Below are 21,909 nucleotides of genomic sequence, written 5' to 3'. Positions count from 1 at the left end.
ATCCTTCGCCCCATCGCCTTGCCTTGACAAGCCCAACGGCCTGACCAGCAGAATGAGGATGTCTTCGGCCTTAGGCCATGCCGCTGAAGATTCAGGGTCGACTGTTAGAGCGACAACTCAGGTGCCGCGTCCTGCAATCCCCCCTAGCTGGCGTCAGCGATCGGATCTTCAGGCAGCTGGTGCGCCGCTGGGCTCCCGATGCACTGCTGTTCACCGAAATGGTGAATGCCACCAGCCTGGAGCTGGGGCACGGACGGCTCAAAATGGATGGCCTGCAAGAGGAAACAGGGCCCATCGGGGTGCAGCTGTTTGATCACCATCCCGACGCAATGGCGGATGCAGCGCGTCGTGCGGCTGATGCCGGAGCCTTTCTGATCGACATCAATATGGGCTGTCCTGTTCGCAAGATCGCCCGAAAAGGAGGCGGTAGCGGCCTGATTCGCGACCCGGATCTGGCTTGCAGAATTGTCGAGACCGTGGTGGCTGCAGTAGGGCTTCCCGTCACGGTGAAAACGCGCCTTGGCTGGTGCAGCGATCACAACGCCGTGGGAGTTGAGACGGCTGTGAACTGGTGCCAACGCTTAGAGCAAGCGGGAGCGCGAATGCTGACGCTCCATGGCCGCACGCGAGAGCAACGCTTCAGCGGCACTGCCGATTGGAACGCGATTGCAGCTGTCAAAGCAGCCCTCAGCATTCCTGTGATCGCCAATGGGGATGTGAACAGCCCTGAGGAAGCGCAGCGTTGCCTGCGGATCACCAGCGCCGATGGCGTGATGGTGGGTCGCGGAACCATGGGTTCCCCGTGGCTTGTGGGCCAAATCGATGCCGCACTCAGTGGCTTGCCGATTCCAGCCACCCCCGCACCAGCTGCACGCTTAGCTCTCGCCAAAGAACAACTGCTGGCCCTAATCGAGGCACGCGGAGATCACGGCCTGCTGATTGCGCGAAAACACATGAGCTGGACTTGCACTGGCTTCCCCGGCGCATCCCAGTTTCGTCAACAACTGATGCGCGCGCCCACGCCCGCCGCGGCCCTTGATTTGCTCGATCAACAGATGCAGCAAATCGAATGAATGCGCTATTGCCTCTGCTGCTGATCTGGCCGCTCTGGCTGATCCGTCGCCCCGAACAAGACACCCCGATCTGGGGACGCCGCAGCCTGATCCTGCTGATCAGCCTGTTCACCCTCCGCTATCTGGTCTGGAGAGTGACCTCCAGCCTCAACGTCGAGAGCCGCTTATCGATCGCCCTCAGCATCTTGCTCCTGCTCGCTGAAGCCTGGCTGCTCCTCGTTGGCTTAGTACCTCTCTGGCTGGCTTGGCGGCGGTTCCCCGATCGCCGCCTGGAGATCAACGACCGCCAAAAGCGCTGGGCAGAGAGCGGCTGGAAACCCCACGTGGACATTCTGGTTCCCACCTACGGCGAACCGATCAAAGTGCTCGAACGAGCCCTGATTGGCTGCACAAACTTGTCCTATCCCCACACCAAGGTGTGGGTGCTCGACGACAGCGGTCGCCCTGAGGTAAAAGCGCTCGCTGCCGAGCTCGGCTGCCGATACCTGCACCGACCGGAGCGCGTCAATGCCAAGGCCGGCAACCTCAACCATGGTTTGCGCCACTGCCGAGGAGAGCTGGTTGCCGTCTTCGACGCCGACTTCATTCCCCAACGCACCTTTCTTGATCGCAGCATTGGATTTCTGCTCGAACCTGAGGTTGCACTGATTCAGACCCCTCAAACCTTTATCAACGCCGACCCGGTGATGCGCAATCTGGGGATGGAGAACTGGCTTCTCTCTGATGAAGAGAGTTTCTACCGCTGGATTCAACCGGTCCGCGATGGCTGGGGGGCTGTGGTGTGTGCAGGCACGTCGTTTGTGGTGAAACGGAAAGCACTCGACCAAATCGGTGGCTTCGTAGAACAGGCCATCTCTGAGGATTTCGTGACCGGCATCAGCCTGACCCGTCAGCGCTGGCGACTGCTCTATTTGCAGGAAAAACTCAGCGCTGGTTTGGCAGCCGAAACCATGGCTGATTTCGTGCACCAACGCCAACGCTGGGCCTCTGGCACCTTGCAAAGCCTTCGGCTCAGCAGCGGCCCCTTGCGTCCCAAGGGATTATCGCTTGGGCAGCGCATCGCCTACCTCGAGGGCGTGATGCATTGGTTCAACAACGTGCCAAGGCTGGTGCTGATGCTGATGCCACTTAGCTATGGCCTTCTGGGCATCATTCCAATCTTGCTCAATAGCCAAGCCGCATTGACCTTGCTCTTACCCCTTTGGGGCTTGCAAGTGTTGACCCTGGGCTGGTTAAACCGTGGGTCACGAACCGCTTTTTTGAGCGAACTCACCGGCTGGGTACTCACCGTTCCTCTCACCGTGACCGTGCTGTCCAACCTGATTGGACGCATCGGTGGATTTCGGGTGACCCCCAAGCATCAGCGCCGTGATCGAGGGAGCTGCAGCGTGGAGCTGCTGCTGCCACTCCTGGCCCTCGTGCTGCTCAATCTGGTGAACCTCCACGGGCTGCTCTCAAACGCCAGCGATCTGCCAGCCCAGGTGCTCGCCGGCCGACCGGTCGGCTTGGTGTGGGGCGTGATCAATCTGCTCAGCTTGATCGTGGCGGTTCGTGCTTGTTGGGACCCTGCCGCGACGGATCTCTCCCCGTGGCAAAAGCTCACAATGGAAGCCTGGATCGAAGACAACGGTGGGCACCGCTACCCCTGCTGCATCACGGCTTTAAGCGAAAGCGGCGCCAGGATCACCCGCTCTCCTTCGACCCTTCCATGGGTTGCCAGTTCCAAGCTGCGCTGGTGCCAAGAGCTGCCTGCATTGCCAGTGATCTTGACCAACAAAACCGACACAGAAGTCCTTCTCCACTGGGGAGACTTGCCTCGGAAGGAGCGCTACGCCCTGATCCGCTGGCTCTTTTGCCGACCAGGATGCTGGATCGACCGGCAGGCGCCTCAGGAAAGTCGTGCCTTGCTGGCCTTACTCCGGCAACTGATTGCACCACCCAAACGCGGGCCTCTCAACCCGAGCCTGATCCCGCAGCACCCGCCAACAATCCAGGCCTCAATGCATCAATAAATCACGCGTCCCCGTGATGGCCTGCGTCGCTAGCAACAAAGCAACAACAACATTCATCGACACATGCAGCCGTCGCATCCAAAGCCGACCCGCAATCTGCTTTTGCATCACCACCGCAGTCAACATCAGGGCGATTAATGCCGAACCACCCCAAAGATGCGACTGCCAAACCGCGGTTGGGAAAGCCTGGCGCCACTGCAGCAGCGCAGGCTGGGAGGCAATCAAAATCAGGGTGAACCAACAGGCTGCTGCCCACAACATCTTTGCGATCAAGCCTTTCGCACCTAACAACGCCACATAAGCCGCTGCAGCACCCACAACCGCCAGCAGGAAGCCCAACATCTGATCAGCCTGCATCCCTCCAGCAAGGGCGTTATGAAACAGCGCCACCAGCACCGCCAACACCATTCCCCCGGTGACCCAGCGACCGTGATCGGCGTGTTCTACCGGCACTGTTGGCGCTATCGGATTGAGATCCAACCGCCGTTCTCGGGCCAAAATGCCCAACCGAATCGTGGCACCCACCACCGGATAGACAAACAAAATCATCAAAATGGGATGAACTAGCCCGAGCCAATTCAAAGACGTAAGCAACGAAACGCTTTCTGTCACGGCAACACCTCAGGCCAAGTCTGCCGAATGAGCAGCAGGGAAAAATAAGGCTTCGACTCAGCGGGAATATCGATCGCTCGCGCCAAGACCTGATCAGGCCAACCCACCCGTTGCGCAAAGAGGGAGGCCTCGAGCAGCTGACGCCTTTCCAGGCAAGCCCGAACCCATGGCCATCGTTGACCGAGCTTGATCAATGCCAGCACCATCGAGCTCGATCCAGCTAATTCAAGCAATCTCTCCAAATCTGATTCATGGTCTGGGCAAGGACGAATCAGAACCCCGTCTTGCTGCAAAGCCAGGGGCCAATCAATCGCCAACTCCGCGCCAGCAGCGGCTGCAGCACAAACCGCCGGAACGCCTGGAATCAGCTTGACCGTGAGATCAGGATGCCGCTTACGCAGCGCCAGTTGCACATAGCTGCTCGAAGCAAAAAGAGAGGCATCACCTTCGCAGAGCAAAACCACCGATAAATCACGTCGCAACTCAGATGCCAGCGCATCAGCGGCATGCCGCCAAGCTTTCAATCTTGGCTCGGCTTCCGCCACCATCGGAAACACCAAAGGCAGTCGGCGCTGACTAGAGCGCGTCCAGCGAGAAGCAATAGTCCAAGCCATCCCATCAGCATCGACGCGAGCAACGGGATACGCCACCACATCGGCAGTTTCAATCGCGCGAACAGCGGCAATAGTGAGAAGCTCTGGATCACCAGGGCCCACTCCGATCAATTGCAGAGCGTGAGGCACAGGATCCACGACCAACAGGTCAACAATGACAGCGTCCGGTGGAGCAAGCGCCACGGCAAAGATTCATCAGGGCTAAAGAGGTGAGGTTCAAACAACGCCGCGCTGATGACGGAGCTGAGGATCTACGCAACCCAGGCAGCGCCGGAGCCACTCCTAAGCACCAGCAATGCTGCACAGATCAGTGCAGAACTCAAAACGCGCGGGATCAAGTTTCAGCGTTGGCCAAGCAAGCCAGAGCTAGAGCGAGGGGCCATGCAAGAGCAAATTTTGGCGGCCTATGCGTCACTCATCTCTTCCGTCCAAAAAAACGAGGGCTACCAAGCAGTGGATGTGATGCGCGTTGGAGGCGATCAGCACAACACCACATCTTTGCGCCAAACATTCCTGCAAGAACACCAGCATGCAGAAGATGAGGTGCGCTTTTTCGTGGAAGGTTGCGGGCTCTTTTCACTCCACATCAACGATGAGGTGCTGCAAGTGGTCTGCGAAGCCAATGATTGGATCGCCATTCCAGCTGGAACCCGGCACTGGTTCGACATGGGCGCCAACCCAAACTATTGCGTGCTTCGTTTTTTCAAAAACTCAGCAGGATGGGTCGCCACCTTCACCGATGATCCAATAGCCGCTCACTATCCAGGCCTTCCTTGAGCAAAGGAACAGACAACCAAAGACTGATCGATTGAGGATTCGGTCTCATAGGAGACAGTCAGCAGGCACCTCCAAATCAAATGATGCTTGAGCCATTAAACAAATCTCATGGGCTATCTGATCGTCGCTGGCTGTGTTGCTCTTGCAGCTGCAATGTCCAAGTCATTAACTGACAAAAACTGATCAACACGTGAAAAAGCATGATTCCCATGCGTTCAGCAGTTGCAAATTAAAATGTAATTTTCCTGCCTGATCCACAAAAGGGGAGGTTTCTTGACCCAAAGCTGTCAACACCTCACAACCAGAAGCACATTCTCAGAGCTGCTCATTGATCGGAGCAGCTTTTTTATGCAGAAACAACAATTATGAACCCGAAAGAGAACCCACTTAACGAATAGGAAGGAGCCCACGACTTCTAAGCAACACACCCAGTCCTTCACGAATACCGATGAGTTGATTGAAAACAAAATCCAGTCAACATCACATCACATTGGTCTAAAACAATAGAGCTGAGGGCAATCAGCGAAAGGAGCTGATCACACATAAAAGTTTAATGTTGATAATGATTTGCAGACGGACATCACAGCGGTATCATTATTCTTCTATCTACACAAAAACAGGTGAGGATTCACCCATCTGAAGGCGCATTACAGAAGGCAGTTGATGCTTGCAAGCAAATGCTGGCAAACAAGCGAGTTTTGGTTTGTTCTAAAAACCGGCTCACGCTCACCGCGGTGAGCCTTGCTGAGCCAATCCTGCAATCTTTGATTGGGGGCGCGACAACGGAAGATGAGGCCCTGCAAATACAACTTGAAAGCAATCCAGACCTCTTAATTACGAGCGAAGACCTAGAAAGAGGATATGGAATAAGACTTGTCGAAAAAGCAAAACAACAATCCCCAGGCCTCAAAGCTCTCATTTTCTTGTCACGCGAAACACCTGAGGTGGTTCAAGAAGCGATGGAGGCTGGGGCCGACGGAGTGATGTTCGTCTCTTCCATCGGCACCGGGGATGGGGACTTCATTCATGCTTTACGCACAACCAACAGTGGGGGTATTTACTATCCGAGGGCTGTACTTGAAGCAGCAACCGCAAAAGTTAAACCAGCACCGATCCTTGTAGACCCATTATCAGAAAGAGAGCTAGAGGTTATTCAATGCATTATTCAGGGAATGAAGAACACAGAAATCGCTGATTCACTATTTGTTTCTGCTGAAACAGTTAAGAGCCACGTCAGTACAGCCATTCATAAGCTTGGAGTAAGAGACAGAACACAGGCAGCGGTCTACGCCTTAACGCATGGATTGGTTGAAGTGGACATTTGAAAACATAAGAGACAATTGCTTCCGTATTAGCGAAGCGAAACCAAACGAGCTGGGCATCCTCAGGAATAGGAGCCATGAATGCGAAAGCGAGCAAAGAAGCAGTGACCGCTATGAAGCGATGCTGTGATTTTGACCACAATTCCAAGAAAGCAATAAAAAAACCCACTCGTGGCGGGGGGTGATGTAGTTCGTTGCTTGTCTTTGCCTCAAACGTCGTCACAGCCAGGATCTGCAATACCGGCAACTCGAAACCCAAGGTGAACATGCAGCACCAGGCGGGGCTTATCGAGAAGCGACTCGTTTCGCGTGTTCGGTTCCTTGGCGGATTTCACTGTCACGACCACGTCACTTGGCTGGCGATGCTTGTCACACCCACAAATCAGCCCCATATGTCTACTGAAGTTCGTAATTGGGATGTCGTCGCCAAAGCAATGGAAGCTGCTGGTGCCACATCAAGTGAGATGTACGTCCGCGCGAAAGCGTTGGCATTAGGCAAGCTCGACCCAATGCCCACAAGTTCCCCTGAAGCTCCCTACAGCATTTCAGCTGTAGCTGGCTGATTACAGAAAACAATGCCTCACTCATGTGAGGCTCTTCCACATAATCAAAAACATGACTAACTCAACTCAATCTCGATTCGGCTTCAGCAGCTTTGCTGAGACATGGAATGGTCGTTTAGCGATGCTTGGCTTTGTTATTGGCTTAGGCACCGAGCTGCTAACCGGCCAGGGAATCCTCAGTCAAATAGGTCTCTGAAACGGATCTAACCGGACAACTTTAATTAGTGGATTGATGGAATGTTTAGTCAAAAGTGCGCCCATTCCACCCCCAGTGCGAAGCACTAACATCATCAAATCCAATATAAATCCGATCTTTAGGGATACCTAAAGATGCCTTGATCAACTCACAAAATCGATCTGACATTTTCGGCGGAGTCAATGCTCCAATGGACTTAGTTTCTACATAAGCGCAGGGGTCATTACTACCAGCGAAGGTCATTGGAACCCCGAAATCCAAAAGTGTCATTACATACGATTCGGGCTTTCCCGTAGCACTGGCAAGAGCAGCCGACAGCTTTTTCAAAAGAGCATCTGAACCCTGGACATCAGAAACATTGGTCCTGAGATTAATGAGAGGCATTTTAGTAATTCAATAGATACATATTATTGTCCATTGAACCATGTCACGCTGGTGTCTTTGATCAATTTGAATGGGGCATTAGCATGGTGACGTAAAAGCCAATTACGCAAAGAAAAGGGCTTTTATCACTCAACCGATCACAATCCAGATCAAGGCATATGAAATCATGATTGTACTTAATCTACGTTGAGCTCTTGCAGCAGAGCTGCCCCGCAACATCAAAGTATCTTTCCCCATATTGCTGTTGGAGAAGTTACTATCACCAGCGCTTTCTAGGAAATCATTGCAACCCATCATCCGATACTTGATATTTGCTTGACCTATTAGAGAATCGTCAACGTCAGTAAATTGGCATATTCAGAGACTTAAGCCATAGATGTTTACAAAGTCGTCTTTAAACGGAGACGTCTTCAGTAGCTGGGTGATACCCAGTTCGTTCTGCCAATCGATGATCAATCTTTCCCAGCCATCTTCCCAACGAGGAGAGAAAAGTTCAGGCACAGTCTGACCAACTGCGATTCCAAAACCAATACCATCCCAGATCAATCTACGCTCACTCGGTGCGTAGGCACCACGCAACATCCATGAAGACAGAATTCCAATATCAAAAGGCTCAGACCCGGTACTCGCATAAAACGCCGTCGCAGCAGCTTCACCTGCAACTGTGATCGGTAGACCAAGAATCGTATGGTGAATTTCATGCAAGCGAACGGATCTACTTATCACGAACTCCTCTTGAGATTCTGGAACCGGAGATTGATTCACTAAAAAAGAAAGTCCAAGCTTCTGCAATCGCAGTTGTACGCACCATCCAAGGCTCCCTTTGGGCATTGCGGCCATTTGCTCAAGATCTGGCCACATTGATGAAGGTCGATTGGCAAGCAAATTCTGAACCGTTGGAGTATCCATAATCCTTTCAATACACTCTTGCTGCAGTTTGGTGTTGCCTGGAATACCAAAATATCGACCATGTTGGAATATTTTGTCAGGTTGCTTTGCTGTCTGCAGAATTGAAATGCCTAATTTTGTTGCATCTTTGGAAAATGATGACCGCACGAAACCCTGCTGTTCTGTCATCTATTTATAAAACTTCTATGCATAAAGTAGGCCCACTTTCCTGGATCCACCTCCCCAATTCGGGGGAATCCCTGGTCTTTTCACTCACCCAAACAGGTGAAGCAATAAAAAGCCTCGCTGGTGGCGGGACTAAGCATTAATCAATATCCGGCATTGGAGAGTGATTTAAGTGATATAAGGGTTCTTCTTTCCTCCCCCAACCATGCGTTCCAGCTCTTGATGTGAAAGCTCGTATTGAGAGTGGCTTTGGGTGATGTCATCAGCAGAGATAGTGAAACCTGCTTCCTTCGCAAAGGCAAGTGCTCTATTCCGAGTGGAGGTCAAAAACTGAAAGGGACGCCGCAAGTGGTTAGTTCGTGCTGACCACTGCTCCCTGTATGCAAAATCGCCACTGCTATCTCACGATCATCAAAACAGTCGCGCGACTTAGTTACGAAAGCTGAGGCATCTGCAGCTCCCCAGATCATCTGACCATTCTTTCTCTCTTTTTGATATTCAGAAAACAAATCAGAGAATTCTTCGGCATCCTCGCCATTCATCATGAAACTCAAAGCTTCCTCATCTCCACGATCCTGATAGAGCTCAAACAGCTTTCGCATCAGTGGGTGATCGCAAGTCGTTGAGATCCTGAGAACGTTCCCAATCGTACCGATGGGAGACACGTGGAATTTTGGCGCTGAAGTTTTTGCCTTTGCCTTTCTGGCATCAACGATTGCCACTGGAAGAGAGAGATCCCACCCATCACGCCGTTGAACCTGTTGCCCCAAGTCCAGCAGTTGCTTTTTGACTGTGCCGAGAATCTCGGAAATTGCGCTCTCTTTGCTCATAAGGACAGCGTAGGGAAATCGAGGCGCGGCTCAACCCCTACCTCAGTCGCTTTCGTTCTCAGGAGCATCGGGATCAATGGTTTTGATGAACCACGTCCGAGCTTTGAACAATGAAGGTGTAGCGGCAGACAATCTCCAAGGGGCTATTCCCGACCTTCGTCGCTTCTCATAAATGCCTGTTTTTGTGGAGCGACGAATCCGCCCCTCACCTTCAGCCCGTAAGAAGAACTGCCAAACCGAGTCAGCATCCGGCTTTCGCTGATACAAGCGTCTGCCTCAGGACGACAGAGGGTGTGGCACAAATCAGCGAGATTCGACGCCCACAGAATGCATTCTCACATCTTCAGGATTCTCCAGGAAGCCAGTGAGGGCTTCCACTTCAACCTGTGCAAGTTCCTCCAAGCGGGGCACGATCACCGACCGATCCCATCGCTGTTCGCACAGCACCCAATAAAGACCAAAGTGACGTGCCTCACTCAACAACAAGCTTCCATAGAGGTCTTTTAAATCCTGCTCCGGGCTGTGCTCCGCCAGTAACGCCATGCGTTCGTGGCTGCGGGCTTCGATCAAACCCGCCACCAAAAATGAATCCAGCATCCGCAGCGGTTCTCCTTTGCGAATGTGCTTAGCAAGAAAGCCGCCATATCCCGGAGAAGGCAAGGGCTCCAGATAGCGTCCTCGCGCTTTTAACAAGGCAAGCACCTGCTCGAAATGCTCTAGCTCCTCGCGCGCCAACGGACTCAACACCTCCCCCAGACCTGGTTCGCAGAGGTAACGAAACATCAGCTGCACCGCCGACCCCGCTGCTTTGCGCTCGCAGTGGGCATGATCAATCAAGACCTCCATTGGTCTCGAAATCGCTTGCTGCACCCAAGACGCACTCGTAGGTGAAGCCAACCAGCGGATGCTGGCCACAGACGTTGAGACCATCAACCCTCAACTCCGCTCGCAGAGTTCCGCAGGTGGCGGACCAAACCATCAAGAGCCAACTCGTAACTCACGGGTCCAAAACCACAAATCACGCCAACGGCTCGGTCAGCAAGAAATGAGCGATGCCGAAATGGTTCACGGGCATGGGTGTTGCTCAAGTGCAGCTCCACATAAGGGATGGCTGTCCCCAGCAGGGCATCACGGATCGCAATCGAGGTGTGGGTATAAGCCCCTGCATTGATCAAGATCCCATCCACCTTTCCCATCGCCTGATGGATGCGATCCACCAGGGCTCCTTCAAAATTGCTCTGAAAACACTCCAGCGTTAGGCCATCAGCGCTGGCCCGCTCACCGAGTGCTATCTCGATCTGATCCAGGGTCTGACGTCCGTAGAGGCCTGGTTCCCGCTGACCCAGCAGATTGAGGTTGGGGCCGTTGAGCAGCAATAGGTGCATGGCCCGACTCGTAAACATTGGTTGATCGTATCGACAGCCTTGCTGGTAACCTCTCTTGGTGTGGTTCGGGTCGGTGCCCGAGTGGTTAATGGGGGTGGACTGTAAATCCACTGGCTCTGCCTACGTTGGTTCAAATCCAACCCGGCCCATCCACCACACGCCCTTGTAGCTCAGCGGTAGAGCACTCCCTTGGTAAGGGAGAGGTCTCGAGTTCAAGTCTCGACAAGGGCTTCAATCTCACACCACAATTGGTTGCTGAGCCGGTCCAAGAGGGATGGGGTTCAGAGCAATGCGCTTCTGGCCTATAAAGCGAATTAGCAAAACCTGATCACCTTCTATTGCTCATTTATCAGCAGACATTGCCTTTAGGAAAAATCAGGTTGCGCCAGCGATGAACCGTCCCATCTGCTTTGACGAAACCTTGGTCGTGCACCTCCGCAATCATGGCCAGATCACGTTCCAAAGTTCGATCAAGTTTTCAGAACAGGGTTGCGGAGCTTGCAGGGCTGCTTACCCGAAATCCAATACACGCCCTTAAAGCTATGCAAATAATGCATAGCCGCTCTTCCTTGCCCTAAAAGGAGCAAACGGATCTAACATCAAAATTTGCACGATTTGCATGAACTGCCTCGTGCTGGAAGACCAGCAAATACTTCTCGACCTTCTTGGCTCCATCTTGGCGAGCTTCAACGAGATATCAGCTGTCTTCAAAGCAGACAGCATCGAAGCTGCTAACAACATTTGTGATGATCACAAGCTTGACCTCGCGATTCTGGATATCTATCTACCTGATGGCCACTGTCTTGACCTAGCACAACATTTGGTCTCGCAACATCAGAACATCAAAATAATCATCCTGTCTGGCGCAGCACAGGAGTTTGTTTGCCCCAAAAGCCTTAGAGAAGCAATTTATGGAATTATCGACAAAACCGATGCCTTCGATACTTTACGACATTGCCTGAATGCAATCGTAAAGCCTGCTCATCATGCGTTAACCCAGCAACAGCAAATTATTTACAGTCTTATGGGAGAGGGAAAAACCACAAAGGAAATCGCCAAAGAGCTTGGTAGTGCTCATTCAACGATAGAAACACATCGCAAAGCTATTGCCAAAAAACTGAATGTCAGCGGCGCTGAACTCATCAGAAGAGCAGCTTTGACTCGTACCATTCAAAGCATCAATTAATGAAAAACCAAGCCAAATCATTAGCAAAAAAGCTAACTCGCACGACAGGGCTTCAATTGATTCTCGTAGCAGGATCTCTTAGCATTTTAGGATTTAGTGTTGGTCGCAACAATGTAATCGAGCAGAAAGAATCCCATCGAGCACATCTTCCAGTCATACAAGTATCAGAGCGATTAAGCAGCAAGATTAGTTTCCCAACAATTATCAATCAACTCAACGAAGAGGCGATCGCTGCCGACCCAGCGTTACTCAAGGATTTCGACAAGCTTAGTAAGCGTTTCTGGAGACAGCTTCGCTCATTCCCTGTTGATTACATCAACTATGGGTCGGAAGATGGGTCATTTCTGGGAATCGAAAAAGGCGAGGATGGAAGCTTTTTCCACAACGAAGACAGCTCGCGATTAGGGCGGGGGAAAATGTTTGTTTACAGCATGACGTCAACAGGAGAACGTCTTCAGCAAGAAGATGTCATCCCAGGGATGAGCACAAACCATCAAGAAGCTTGGTATGTCGACACCGTTAAAGCTGGCAAACCAACGTGGAGCAGAATTTATGCCTGGGAAGACCAGCCAGAAACTTTTTCAATTTCCTACAACGCACCAATTTTCAATCAGGAGGCAAAACTGATCGGTGTTGTGGGCGTTGACATGATCATTGACAAACTTAGCAACTGGCTTCAAGAAGTATGGAAAGACCGGTCAGGATTAGCACTTATTATCGAGAAAAATGGGAGTATTGTTGCCAGCTCAAATCCTGAAATAGTTCTTGTTCGCTCTGAAAAAAGTGTCCAGAGAGCTAATATCAAAGAGCTAGAGTCTCCCATTGCGAAATCACTTTCAAAGCAATACTTATCACAAACAGATGGAAAATATCTTGTCAACCAGAACAGCTTTGGCCAAGAACTTGTCCAGATCTCAAACCTGGATTCACAGCACTTTTTTTTAAGAGCGACCCCCTGGGGTAGAGAATTTGGACTCGATTGGTTTTTAGTCACGGGTACATCTGCAGATCAAGAAGTAAGCGTGGCAGAGAGAAATTTGATAATGATGATTTTTATTAGCGTTGCTGCACTCCTCATGGCATTAGCGATCAACCGCCGCCTGATCAATGCCTTACTCACTCCCCTAAGTGCCTTAACCTCTGCGAGCCAGAGCACAGAACATCAAATCAAAGATATAGCCAAACAGCCAGAGGTTCTTAACTTTAATTGCGAGCTCGAAAAAGCAGGAACCAAAGAATTTAGCGATCTCCATCAAGCCATAACGGCTATGGTAAAAGCATTCAACAATCTCACTCAAAGCCTAAGAGAAAAAGAGAAACAAATCATCGAACTTTTTCAAGACAAACAACAAAAAGATGAGCAAGCACTGTCACTGATGAGCAAAAAATTAAAAACAAGCCTCGAGGCCGGATCCATTTCCATTGCTCACGAGATCAACCAACCTCTCAGTATCCTAAAACTTACATCTCAGACCCTGATTAATACTCTTAACGACACCAGTAAAATCCACAATTTCTCCGATCTAAAGCATCAGCTTTCAACCATCAATTCCCAATCCGAGAGAATTGCTTTAATCACTAACAAAGTACGAGCCCTTCTCCGCAATACACAGACAGAGCTCTCTGAGCTCGATTTAAAGCAAGTCATTGAAAGTAGTCTGCGCTATATCAACTCAAACAATCCAGACATTTACGGATGGATTAATAGTCAGCAAGTTCATTCGATTGCAGATTCAAGTGCAATGATTAATGGAGATGCCGTACAACTACAAATTGCCCTCATCAATATTTTAAAAAATTCCATCGAATCCTTGCGAGACTCTAACAATCCAGATCCATTAATCCTTATTAGAATGAAGGATAATGAGAATTTTTGGATCATAGAGATTGAAGATAATGGAGGCGGTCTTTTGCCAGAAATTAATGAGGAATTACTGATGGAAACTAGCAAGCCTGATGGCACAGGCTTGGGTTTGTTCATTGTGCGCACAGCAATGGAAAGCCATAAAGGTCAACTCTCACTTTCCAAAGGTTCGATCGGTGGGCTTCTTGCTCGACTAAGCCTGCCCAAAAACCTCTGAACAGACTCCCTACCCAATACTGGGGATTGATTACACAATAAACATAATTTAGAATTTATAAAGTACATCAATCAATGATGTGGTCAGCGTAGATCTACTCGCAAGCCTTGATGGACTGATATGGCTTCAATCAGGTTCAAAAGTAGGAGCATTGTTTCAGCAACACCAAACAACGGTGAGCCGCAATCAAAAAAAATGTGCCCAAGTCTTTGGGATTACCCTTAGCAAAAACAAAAACAAGTGGGATGCCCATGGAGATTTAATACTGCTTCAGCTTGAACGCCAAGTGCATCAAGTGGCCCGTCTACAAGGAAAATCACGTCTGAGGATTGAAGTTAATGGATGGCTAGATAATCCACATTTCAACCCACCTCCCTCAGGATGGATTGCAGGATCAGCCAATAAACTTAGTGATCCTCATGGCATCCAATGCTTAAAACAGCATATTGTGGATGCTTGCCTATGCCCGCTCACCGATCTACCCGTTGAATCGCAAGATCTCGCCACGATTCCACTCGATATCACGTCAGAGGCAGGTTTAGTAGTGCTCCAGAAAAATGAATATCAAGAACATATACTAGACCTAAGAGACAAGCTAAAGCAGATATGAAAAAGACGCTACAAAGGAGTTTAAGTCAACAATCTTTCCTAATTCATATCCTCCTAACCCAAGCTTGATTACATGGAGGATTGCCAGGTGAGACCAGCGAACTCTTGGTTATTGCAGTAAAAATCAAAACCAAACGGAAAGAACTCTTTCTATCCATTTACTCAGATGACGCTGATTGCAGCAAAAGACAACCATTAAGCCATCCATGATCCCAATAGTGCACGACTTTCACGCATTATCTCCGATCGTCTAAACAAGCTTCATGATAAAGCTAATTACTTTAAGAGCAGTCTTCTTGGCTGGATCTCATTAAAACGCCAGTATCATGGTCAGCTTAGATTTACTGTCTAGTTTCGATGGAATGATATGGCTTCAGTCTGGGAAGAAAGTAGGTGCTCTCTTTGATCAACACCAAACAACCATAAGTCGAAACCAAAAAAAATGTGCTCAGGTATTCGGGATCAAACTCCAAAAAATAAGCAGCTGTTGGCAACCCCAGGAGGATTCTCTTTTACTTCAATTAGAGCGAAAGGTCCATCAATTAGCGCGCTTACAGGGCAAATCAAACTTGAGGCTTGATGCCAATCGATGGCTTGATAGTTCTCTTTTCGATCCACCACCACCTGGATGGCTTATAGGTTCGGCCAATAATCTCAGCGATCTCCATAGTCTTGAATGCTTACAACAAAGGATTGTGGACCTTTGCCTCTTTCCACTCACTGATCTTCCAGTAGAGACCGAACTTCTGAAAAGAATTGAACTCAATTCCAAGAGAGAGATTGGGGTGGTATTACTGCAAGAACATGCCAATCAAGAACGCATTTTAGCCCTCATCAACACGCTCGAGCAGGCTTAATCAGCCGAGCCAATCAAGGGAGCGAAGCTTATTCCAGAGCCTTAAACAACACCGCTGATTGTGGACCAAGTACATGGCGATGCACCTGGTAGGTGCCAATCAACGCACCATCCGTCTCCCAGCCAACTTGGGCAACGTCGTGAGCCTCCAGGGACAAAGCTTTCCGCCGAGAGCGGTTCACAACAACCACCACCCCAGGTGCGCGTCCCACGAGGCCGTCGGAGGTGCTGGCCTGCCACGACAGACCTTGCTCGCTCACAGCAACAACCTGGTGGCGGATGTTCGTCAAAGTCACGATCATTGAGCGCAAATCGTGGGGCCATGGGGCCTCCCACGGCATCGCCTCGCGACAGGCTGGTTCAGGACCGCCCTCAAGGCCCACTTCCGTTCCGTAGTACAGGCAAGGAGCCCCAGGCTGAAGCATCAACAGCAGCAACGCCAAAGACAACGCAGCTACATCTCCTTTGAGGCTGTGCAAGGCCCGGGGCACATCGTGACTATCTAAAAGATTGAGTTGGCAGCGGTTCACCTCCGGCGCATACCAACCCTGCGTCTCAGACCAGATCTGCAGCAAGGCCTCCGTCTCCAGGGGGCGCAACGGGTACATCGGGTTGCGGTAGCTGCGTCGCAAACGCGCGCCCGCCACCCAACAAAGGCTGCTCCAGCCCAAGCGGTAATTCATCACGCCATCGAAATGCTCTCCCTGAAGCCAAGACCTGGCATCTCCCCAAATTTCACCCACGATCCAGGCCTCGGGGTTCACCGCTTTCACCATGCGCCGGAAGTCCACCCAAAAGGCAGCAGGCACTTCATCGGGCACATCTAAGCGCCAACCGTCGATGCCGCGTTCTAACCAATGCCTACCAACCGCTAAGAGGTACTCCTGCACGGGAGCATGGTCATGGTTGAACTTCGGCAGCGCCGGATCATTCCACCAGCAGCTGTAACCACAGTCTTGGCCCTTCCGCGGATAGGGCCGCAGCGGCCACTGATGCACATGGAACCACTCGCGATAGGGAGAGCGATCCCCGTTTTCCAACAGGTGATGAAACGCCCAAAAGCCGCGGCCGCAATGGTTGAACACCCCATCGAGGATCAGACGCATGCCCCGTTGATGCACCGCCGCAATCAAGGCATCAAGCGCAGCATTCCCTCCCAATAAAGGATCCACCTCGAGATAGTCGTAAGCGTGATAGCGATGATTGGCGGCCGAACTGAAAACGGGGGTGAGGTACAGACAGGTCACTCCCAGCTGCTGAAGGTGGTCCAGAGCCTCGATCACTCCGTAGAGATCACCCCCCTGGAACCCCTGTTCGGCAGGGTCGATCCCCCAGGGCTGCAACGCCAACCCCTGCTGCGCTTCCACCCGGCCGCTGCGGCGAAAACGATCAGGAAACACTTGGTAGACCATCGCCTCAGCGACCCAAGTGGGGAACGGCCCAATGCGTGATGTCTCTGCCATTCCTTTGCAGGCCGTTGGTCCCATCGCTAGCAAGTAGGAAACGAGATGGCTATGGCAGCACCGCCCCTCCTGCTCGCACTAGATCAAGGCACCAGCAGCTCACGCGCTGCTCTCTTCGATACGGATGGCCGCCCAGTCGCCAGCGCTTCCGCACCTCTTGACATTCAATACCCCGCCGATGGCTGGGTAGAACAAAGTCCTACGGCGATCTGGGAGAGCCAGCGTCTGGCGATGAGCCGCCTTGAGCAGGCGATCACTCCGGAGCAGCGGCAAGCCGTGATCAGCTGCGGCATCACCAATCAGCGCGAAACCACCACGCTCTGGAAACGCAGCGATGGCAGCCCCTGCGGCCCAGCCCTGGTCTGGCAGGACGGCCGCACCGCCGATCTCTGTGAGAAATGGAAGGCAAGCGGCCTTGAAACGAGCTGGAGAGCCAAAACCGGCCTGATGCTCGACCCCTATTTCAGCGCGAGCAAAATTCGCTGGCTGCTCGACCATGAAACCGCCGCAAGCAGTGCCGCGGCCCAGGGTGATCTCTGCTTTGGAACGGTGGAGAGCTGGCTCCTATGGCAGCTCAGTGGCGGCACCATTCATGCCACAGACATGAGCAATGCCAGCCGCACCCTGCTGATGGATCTTGAGCAGCGGCAATGGATCGATGACGCCTGCGCTGAAATTGGCTTACCCAAGCAGGCCCTCCCCGAGCTCAGGCCCTGCCGAGGCGATTTCGGAGTAATCCAAGCGGGTTTGCCCTTTGCTGGCGTACCCATTCAAGCCCTGCTTGGCGACCAACAGGCCGCCACCCTGGGGCAACTCTGCCTGCAACCAGGCGAAGGCAAATGCACTTACGGCACCGGCGCCTTTCTCGTGGTGAACACCGGCACCAGCATCCGCCATTCCGACGCTGGCCTGCTGAGCACCCTGGGCTGGACCGATGAGCACGGCACCCCCACCTACTGCTTAGAAGGGAGTCTGTTTAATGCGGGCACGGTGGTGCAATGGCTGCGCGATGGCCTCGGCATCATTCGCAGTGCCGAAGAAGTCAATCCCCTCGCGCAAGAGGTGGAGAACGCCGCCGGGGTGATGCTTGTTCCAGCCTTCACCGGATGGGGCACACCCCACTGGGACCCCAGTGCCAGGGGTTTGTTAATCGGGATCACCCGCGACACCCGCCGAGGGCATATCGCTCGAGCCGCCCTGGAAGGAATTGCTCTCTCCGTTGCCAGTCTTGTGGAGTTGGCAGAGCAAGCCATGGAGCAAAGTCTCGGGGAGCTTGCCGTGGATGGGGGAGCCGCAGCTTCTGACCTTCTCCTGCAAGCCCAAGCCGACAGCACTGGTTTGCGCGTGCGCCGCCCTGTTCATCTGGAAAGCACCGCTCGCGGTGTGGCCCTGCTGGCTGGCTTGCAAGCGGGCGTGATTGCAGACCTCAAAGACCTAGTGCCAAATCGCAGCCAAGACTCCAGCGTGTTTGAGCCCCAACAAACCCTGGAGCAACGCCAACGCTGGCGCCAACGTTGGAACGATGCTGTGAGCAGGAGCCTTCACTGGAATGGCTGATCAACGTTTTGACCTCGTCGTTATCGGCGGTGGCGCCAGTGGATGCAGCGTGGCCTATGAAGCGGTCCGCCGCGGCCTGCGTGTTGCTCTGCTCGAGGGCCATGACCTCGGCAGTGGCACCAGCTGCCGCAGCACCAAACTCCTGCATGGAGGGGTGCGTTATCTCGAACTTGCTTTTAAGACAGCCGACCTCGCCCAATTGCGCTTGGTCCGAGAAGCCCTGCTCGAACGGGGCCACTGGCTGGAACAAGCTCCGTTCTTAGCCCAACGCCTTGAACTGGCCCTGCCCAGCGACTGTCGTCTTGGCCAGGCCTACTACCGCATCGGCCTTGGGTTGTATGACGCCCTATCCGGTCGTGCCGGGATCGGCAGCAGCCGCATGCTGTCCTCCAAGCAACTCCACCAAGCACTCCCTCTTCTGCGTCCTGATGTTCAACGCGGTGTGGCCTACAGCGACGGGCAATTCGATGATGCTCGCCTGAATCTGCTGCTAGCTCTTACCGCTGAACGGGCCGGTGCTGTGATTCGAACCCGCACCAAGGTTCGGGAGCTGGAACGCAACAGCCAGGGGCAGATCTGCGCTGCCATCAGCGAAAACAACCAAGGAGAGCAAGAACGCTGGGAAGCCAGGGCCGTGGTGAATGCCACAGGCATCCATGCGGATGCCATTCGGCGGATGGCCGACCCCAACTGCTCCATGCGCATGCTCACCAGTAGGGGAGTGCATCTGGTGTTAAGAGCCAACCTCTGTCCTGAAGGACTTGGTTTGCTGTTGCCATCCACCGATGACGGCCGTGTTCTATTCATGTTGCCGTTCTTTGGTCGCACCCTGGTCGGCACCACAGACACCAAGTGCACACAAGCGAGTGCAGCCGCTCCATCGGAAGACGAGAAAACCTATCTGCTCGATTATGTGAAGCGCTGGTTCCCCGATCTGGGCGATCCCGATGTGGGGAGCTGTTGGGCTGGCGGACGACCGCTGCTCAAGCCAGCCGGGGCCGAGGTGAACAGCAGCCGGGTCGTGCGTGAGCACGAGGTTGAGACGCTGGACAGTGGCCTTATCAGCGTGATGGGGGGCAAATGGACCACTTGCAGGCCGATGGCGATCGACACCCTTCAGGCGGTGGAAGCGCAATTGGGGAGCACCCTTTCAGTCCCTTCTGCGTTGCCGCTGATCGGCGCAGATCAAGACCCCAAACGCACTCCCGCACTGCTGCAAGAGCAAATCCCCGCCCTGGAACGTCTGCTGCCGAAGACCTCTCTACGTGATCAACAACGCGCCCACCTCCAATCCAGTTTCGGATTAGAAGCCGCTGCACTTGTAGCGAGCTGGAGTGAAAGCGATCGTGAGCCTCTGAGCGACGTCATCCCCGTTTGCCGTGGTGAATTACGCCATGCGATCAGCGCCGAACATGCCTGCACCGCAACGGATGTTCTCGCCCGTCGCTGCCGCCTAGCGATGGTGGACCAAGACGAGGCCGAGCGGCTGCTCCCGCAGGTTCAAGCCCTTCTTCAAGAGGCGGGAGTGGGAGATCCCAAGACTCCAGAAGGAGCAGGACTGAACTTGTCCTCCTGAACCCCGGAGTCCTCGCTGCTGCTGTCTGTTTCTTCCACTTCGCCGATCAACCACCAGCTGAACCCATGGGCGGCGAGGTACACAAACCAATCGACATCGGCAGGTGGGAAGTCACACCCCCACAGCACCTCTCGGGTGCGTTCGCCAGACCATCGGCTCAGATCGAGGCGAAACGATGCCCCAGCGGCGGAGAGATTGGCAGCCACCATCACCGTCATGGTGGCGTTCGTGCGCACGTACACGATCACCCCAGGGTGGGCACAGTCCAATAGCTCAAAGTCGCCATTGCGGAGGGCTGGAAGCAGCTTGCGGCAGGTGAGCATGCGCCGATGCCAATTCAGAAGCGAACCAGGCAGTTGCTTCTGAACCTCCACGTTCACCACCCGGTAGTCGTATCCGGGAGCCGTGATCGGTGGCAACACCAACAGAGGGTCGGGAGCGGTCGAAAACCCACCATTCCGTCCCGGCGTCCAGGCCATCGGAGTGCGGTTCGGATCGCGGTCGCGCAGACCCGGCCAATCCCCCATTCCCAGCTCATCTCCGTAATAGAGGCACGGAAGTCCTGGAAGGCTGTAGAGCAGAGCATGCATCACTCGGTTGGAACCAGGATCACCATTGAGCAAAGGAGCAAGACGCCGGTTGATGCCCCAGTTCAGCCAATGCCCCTGCCCCTGATGCAATCCGGCTCGGATCGTTTGAATCACATCCTCTGGAACCAGATGGCCATCGCCAAGCCAAAGCTCATCGTGATTGCGTAGCGGCAAGGCCCACCTACAGCCACCCACAGCGTTCTGAGCTGCCTGCAAGCAATCGCGCAAGGCCTCTACCGTTCCGCTGGCAATCGAGGCAAACAAATGCGCCGTTAGGGCGAAGTTAAAAGCTCCATGCAGTTCGTCATCGGCGAGGTAGGGAGCAGCCTCCTCCACCGGTTGAATCGCTTCCGCGAGGAGCAACACATCCTTGCCGTGGCTATCCACCCTTGCGCGTAAGCGCTTGAGGAATTCATGGGTTTCAGGCAAGCCCTCACAACGAGATCCCTCGGCTTCAAAAAGAAAGGGAACCGCATCGAGACGGAAACCGTCTACGCCTCGCTCAATCCAAAAATCCACCACATCGAGCATCTCCTTTTGCACGAGTGGGCTGTCGTAATTGAGATCGGGTTGATGGCGTAAAAAACGGTGGAGGTAGTACTGCTGCGCCACCTCATCCCATTCCCAGTTCGAAGACTCGAAATGGCGAAACAGCACTGGAGCATCTGCGTAGCGCTTGGGGTCATCGCTCCAGACATACACATCCCGCTCCGGACTACCTTCTGGAGCCCAACGGGCACGTTGAAACCAAGGATGGAGCGTGCTGGTGTGATTCAGCACCAGATCCATCACCACCTTGATGCCTTGAGAGTGGGCAGCAATCAAGACCCGATGAAAAGCCGCTAAATCCCCCAGCTCGGGGTGAATGGACTTGAAGTCAGTGATGTCATAACCACCGTCTTGCAGTGGCGATGGATAAATCGGTGTGAGCCAAATCGCTTCCACACCCAACCAACGGAGATAGGGCAGGCGATTGGCCAGGCCCTGCAAGTCACCGATCCCATCACCATTGCCATCGGCATAGCTGCGCACGATCAGCTGATAGATGACGGCACCGTTCCACCACGGCTGCTGCTTAGTCATCACGCCGGCACCATTCCAACTTGTACTAACCCCGATCGGCCGCGACGTCATCCCCTCTTTCGCAAT

Annotated in this window: 22 protein-coding genes and 2 tRNA genes; 14 read left to right on the top strand and 10 right to left on the bottom strand. The window is 53.1% G+C overall.

Features of this window, described 5'->3' with window-relative positions; all coding sequences use genetic code 11:
• The first annotated feature begins 77 nt into the window (after positions 1-77).
• Together dusB and SynMVIR181_RS03140 are read left to right on the top strand one after the other, a co-directional pair.
• Positions 78-1,073 (top strand): tRNA dihydrouridine synthase DusB, encoded by a 996-nt coding sequence (gene dusB, locus SynMVIR181_RS03145; RefSeq protein WP_186589953.1) that lies wholly within the window; start codon positions 78-80, stop codon positions 1,071-1,073.
• The gene (locus SynMVIR181_RS03140; RefSeq protein WP_186589952.1) at positions 1,070-3,085 is read left to right on the top strand and encodes a glycosyltransferase; all 2,016 of its coding nucleotides are present in this window, start codon (positions 1,070-1,072) and stop codon (positions 3,083-3,085) included. Before dusB ends, SynMVIR181_RS03140 begins: the two co-directional genes overlap by 4 nt.
• Here the strand turns inward: SynMVIR181_RS03140 and SynMVIR181_RS03135 are convergent.
• Both SynMVIR181_RS03135 and SynMVIR181_RS03130 read right to left on the bottom strand, forming a co-directional pair.
• A complete protein-coding gene (locus tag SynMVIR181_RS03135) occupies positions 3,071-3,697 on the bottom strand; it encodes a DUF4079 domain-containing protein (protein WP_186589951.1) in 627 nt (208 codons plus the stop codon). The two genes, SynMVIR181_RS03140 and SynMVIR181_RS03135, sit on opposite strands and share 15 nt — an antisense overlap.
• Complete coding sequence (locus SynMVIR181_RS03130) at positions 3,694-4,440, bottom strand: precorrin-2 C(20)-methyltransferase (RefSeq protein WP_186590465.1); 747 nt, start codon at positions 4,438-4,440, stop codon at positions 3,694-3,696. The genes SynMVIR181_RS03135 and SynMVIR181_RS03130 overlap by 4 nt, the downstream gene beginning before the upstream one ends.
• Before the next feature lie 105 nt (positions 4,441-4,545).
• On the opposite strand from SynMVIR181_RS03130, the gene SynMVIR181_RS03125 reads away from it, so the two are divergent.
• From SynMVIR181_RS03125 to SynMVIR181_RS03110, 4 genes are all read left to right on the top strand, one after another.
• Positions 4,546-5,088 carry an acireductone dioxygenase gene (locus SynMVIR181_RS03125; RefSeq protein WP_186524682.1) on the top strand — a complete coding sequence of 181 codons (543 nt, stop codon included), beginning with the start codon at positions 4,546-4,548 and terminating at the stop codon, positions 5,086-5,088.
• Between the two features lie 677 nt (positions 5,089-5,765).
• Positions 5,766-6,413 carry a response regulator transcription factor gene (locus SynMVIR181_RS03120; protein WP_255444395.1) on the top strand — a complete coding sequence of 216 codons (648 nt, stop codon included), beginning with the start codon at positions 5,766-5,768 and terminating at the stop codon, positions 6,411-6,413.
• Between the two features lie 263 nt (positions 6,414-6,676).
• Complete coding sequence (locus SynMVIR181_RS03115; RefSeq protein ID WP_186590708.1) at positions 6,677-6,973, top strand: hypothetical protein; 297 nt, start codon at positions 6,677-6,679, stop codon at positions 6,971-6,973.
• A 52-nt stretch (positions 6,974-7,025) separates the two neighbouring features.
• Positions 7,026-7,169: a chlorophyll a/b-binding protein gene (locus SynMVIR181_RS03110; protein ID WP_186524680.1), complete on the top strand. Its 144-nt coding sequence runs from the start codon at positions 7,026-7,028 to the stop codon at positions 7,167-7,169.
• 45 nt (positions 7,170-7,214) lie between these two features.
• Here the strand turns inward: SynMVIR181_RS03110 and SynMVIR181_RS03105 are convergent, their stop codons facing one another.
• From SynMVIR181_RS03105 to aroQ, 6 genes are all read right to left on the bottom strand, one after another.
• On the bottom strand, positions 7,215-7,553 hold the full coding sequence (locus SynMVIR181_RS03105; RefSeq protein WP_186589949.1) for a phenylpyruvate tautomerase MIF-related protein: 339 nt from the start codon (positions 7,551-7,553) through the stop codon (positions 7,215-7,217).
• Between the two features lie 357 nt (positions 7,554-7,910).
• Complete coding sequence (locus tag SynMVIR181_RS03100; protein WP_186589948.1) at positions 7,911-8,630, bottom strand: Coq4 family protein; 720 nt, start codon at positions 8,628-8,630, stop codon at positions 7,911-7,913.
• A gap of 165 nt (positions 8,631-8,795) precedes the next feature.
• On the bottom strand, positions 8,796-8,954 hold the full coding sequence (locus tag SynMVIR181_RS03095) for a Nif11-like leader peptide family RiPP precursor (protein ID WP_370593871.1): 159 nt from the start codon (positions 8,952-8,954) through the stop codon (positions 8,796-8,798).
• Positions 8,951-9,457 (bottom strand): hypothetical protein, encoded by a 507-nt coding sequence (locus SynMVIR181_RS03090; RefSeq protein ID WP_186589946.1) that lies wholly within the window; start codon positions 9,455-9,457, stop codon positions 8,951-8,953. The genes SynMVIR181_RS03095 and SynMVIR181_RS03090 overlap by 4 nt, the downstream gene beginning before the upstream one ends.
• Before the next feature lie 303 nt (positions 9,458-9,760).
• On the bottom strand, positions 9,761-10,387 hold the full coding sequence (locus SynMVIR181_RS03085) for a tRNA-(ms[2]io[6]A)-hydroxylase (protein WP_186589945.1): 627 nt from the start codon (positions 10,385-10,387) through the stop codon (positions 9,761-9,763).
• Positions 10,387-10,842 carry a type II 3-dehydroquinate dehydratase gene (gene aroQ, locus SynMVIR181_RS03080; RefSeq protein ID WP_186590464.1) on the bottom strand — a complete coding sequence of 152 codons (456 nt, stop codon included), beginning with the start codon at positions 10,840-10,842 and terminating at the stop codon, positions 10,387-10,389. The genes SynMVIR181_RS03085 and aroQ overlap by 1 nt, the downstream gene beginning before the upstream one ends.
• Before the next feature lie 67 nt (positions 10,843-10,909).
• On the opposite strand from aroQ, the gene SynMVIR181_RS03075 reads away from it, so the two are divergent.
• The 6 genes from SynMVIR181_RS03075 (at position 10,910) to SynMVIR181_RS03050 (ending at position 15,575) form a co-directional block, all read left to right on the top strand.
• Positions 10,910-10,991 (top strand) — tRNA-Tyr (locus tag SynMVIR181_RS03075).
• Between the two features lie 10 nt (positions 10,992-11,001).
• Positions 11,002-11,073 (top strand) — tRNA-Thr (locus tag SynMVIR181_RS03070).
• Positions 11,074-11,473: 400 nt separating this feature from the next.
• The gene (locus tag SynMVIR181_RS03065; RefSeq protein ID WP_255444394.1) at positions 11,474-12,028 is read left to right on the top strand and encodes a response regulator transcription factor; all 555 of its coding nucleotides are present in this window, start codon (positions 11,474-11,476) and stop codon (positions 12,026-12,028) included.
• A complete protein-coding gene (locus tag SynMVIR181_RS03060) occupies positions 12,028-14,109 on the top strand; it encodes an ATP-binding protein (RefSeq protein WP_186589943.1) in 2,082 nt (693 codons plus the stop codon). Before SynMVIR181_RS03065 ends, SynMVIR181_RS03060 begins: the two co-directional genes overlap by 1 nt.
• A 79-nt stretch (positions 14,110-14,188) precedes the next feature.
• Complete coding sequence (locus SynMVIR181_RS03055) at positions 14,189-14,719, top strand: hypothetical protein (RefSeq protein ID WP_186589942.1); 531 nt, start codon at positions 14,189-14,191, stop codon at positions 14,717-14,719.
• A gap of 325 nt (positions 14,720-15,044) precedes the next feature.
• On the top strand, positions 15,045-15,575 hold the full coding sequence (locus tag SynMVIR181_RS03050) for a hypothetical protein (RefSeq protein WP_186589941.1): 531 nt from the start codon (positions 15,045-15,047) through the stop codon (positions 15,573-15,575).
• Positions 15,576-15,603: 28 nt separating this feature from the next.
• On the opposite strand, the gene SynMVIR181_RS03045 is transcribed toward SynMVIR181_RS03050, so the two are convergent.
• Positions 15,604-17,037, bottom strand: coding sequence for a glycoside hydrolase family 13 protein (locus tag SynMVIR181_RS03045; RefSeq protein ID WP_255444393.1), 1,434 nt, complete (start codon positions 17,035-17,037; stop codon positions 15,604-15,606).
• Positions 17,038-17,082: 45 nt separating this feature from the next.
• Here SynMVIR181_RS03045 and SynMVIR181_RS03040 point away from each other — a divergent pair, with 45 nt between their 5' ends.
• Together SynMVIR181_RS03040 and SynMVIR181_RS03035 are read left to right on the top strand one after the other, a co-directional pair.
• Positions 17,083-18,594 (top strand): glycerol kinase GlpK, encoded by a 1,512-nt coding sequence (locus SynMVIR181_RS03040; protein ID WP_186589939.1) that lies wholly within the window; start codon positions 17,083-17,085, stop codon positions 18,592-18,594.
• Complete coding sequence (locus SynMVIR181_RS03035; protein ID WP_186589938.1) at positions 18,587-20,170, top strand: glycerol-3-phosphate dehydrogenase/oxidase; 1,584 nt, start codon at positions 18,587-18,589, stop codon at positions 20,168-20,170. Before SynMVIR181_RS03040 ends, SynMVIR181_RS03035 begins: the two co-directional genes overlap by 8 nt.
• Here SynMVIR181_RS03035 and SynMVIR181_RS03030 read toward each other — a convergent pair.
• A complete protein-coding gene (locus SynMVIR181_RS03030; protein WP_186590463.1) occupies positions 20,107-21,843 on the bottom strand; it encodes an alpha-amylase family protein in 1,737 nt (578 codons plus the stop codon). The genes SynMVIR181_RS03035 and SynMVIR181_RS03030 overlap by 64 nt on opposite strands.
• Positions 21,844-21,909 lie beyond the last annotated feature (66 nt).

It is taken from the genome of Synechococcus sp. MVIR-18-1, assembly GCF_014279835.1.
Lineage (GTDB): Bacteria > Cyanobacteriota > Cyanobacteriia > PCC-6307 > Cyanobiaceae > Synechococcus_C.
Note: the sequence above shows the minus strand (reverse complement) of the source record. Positions and strands in the feature narration are given on the sequence as shown.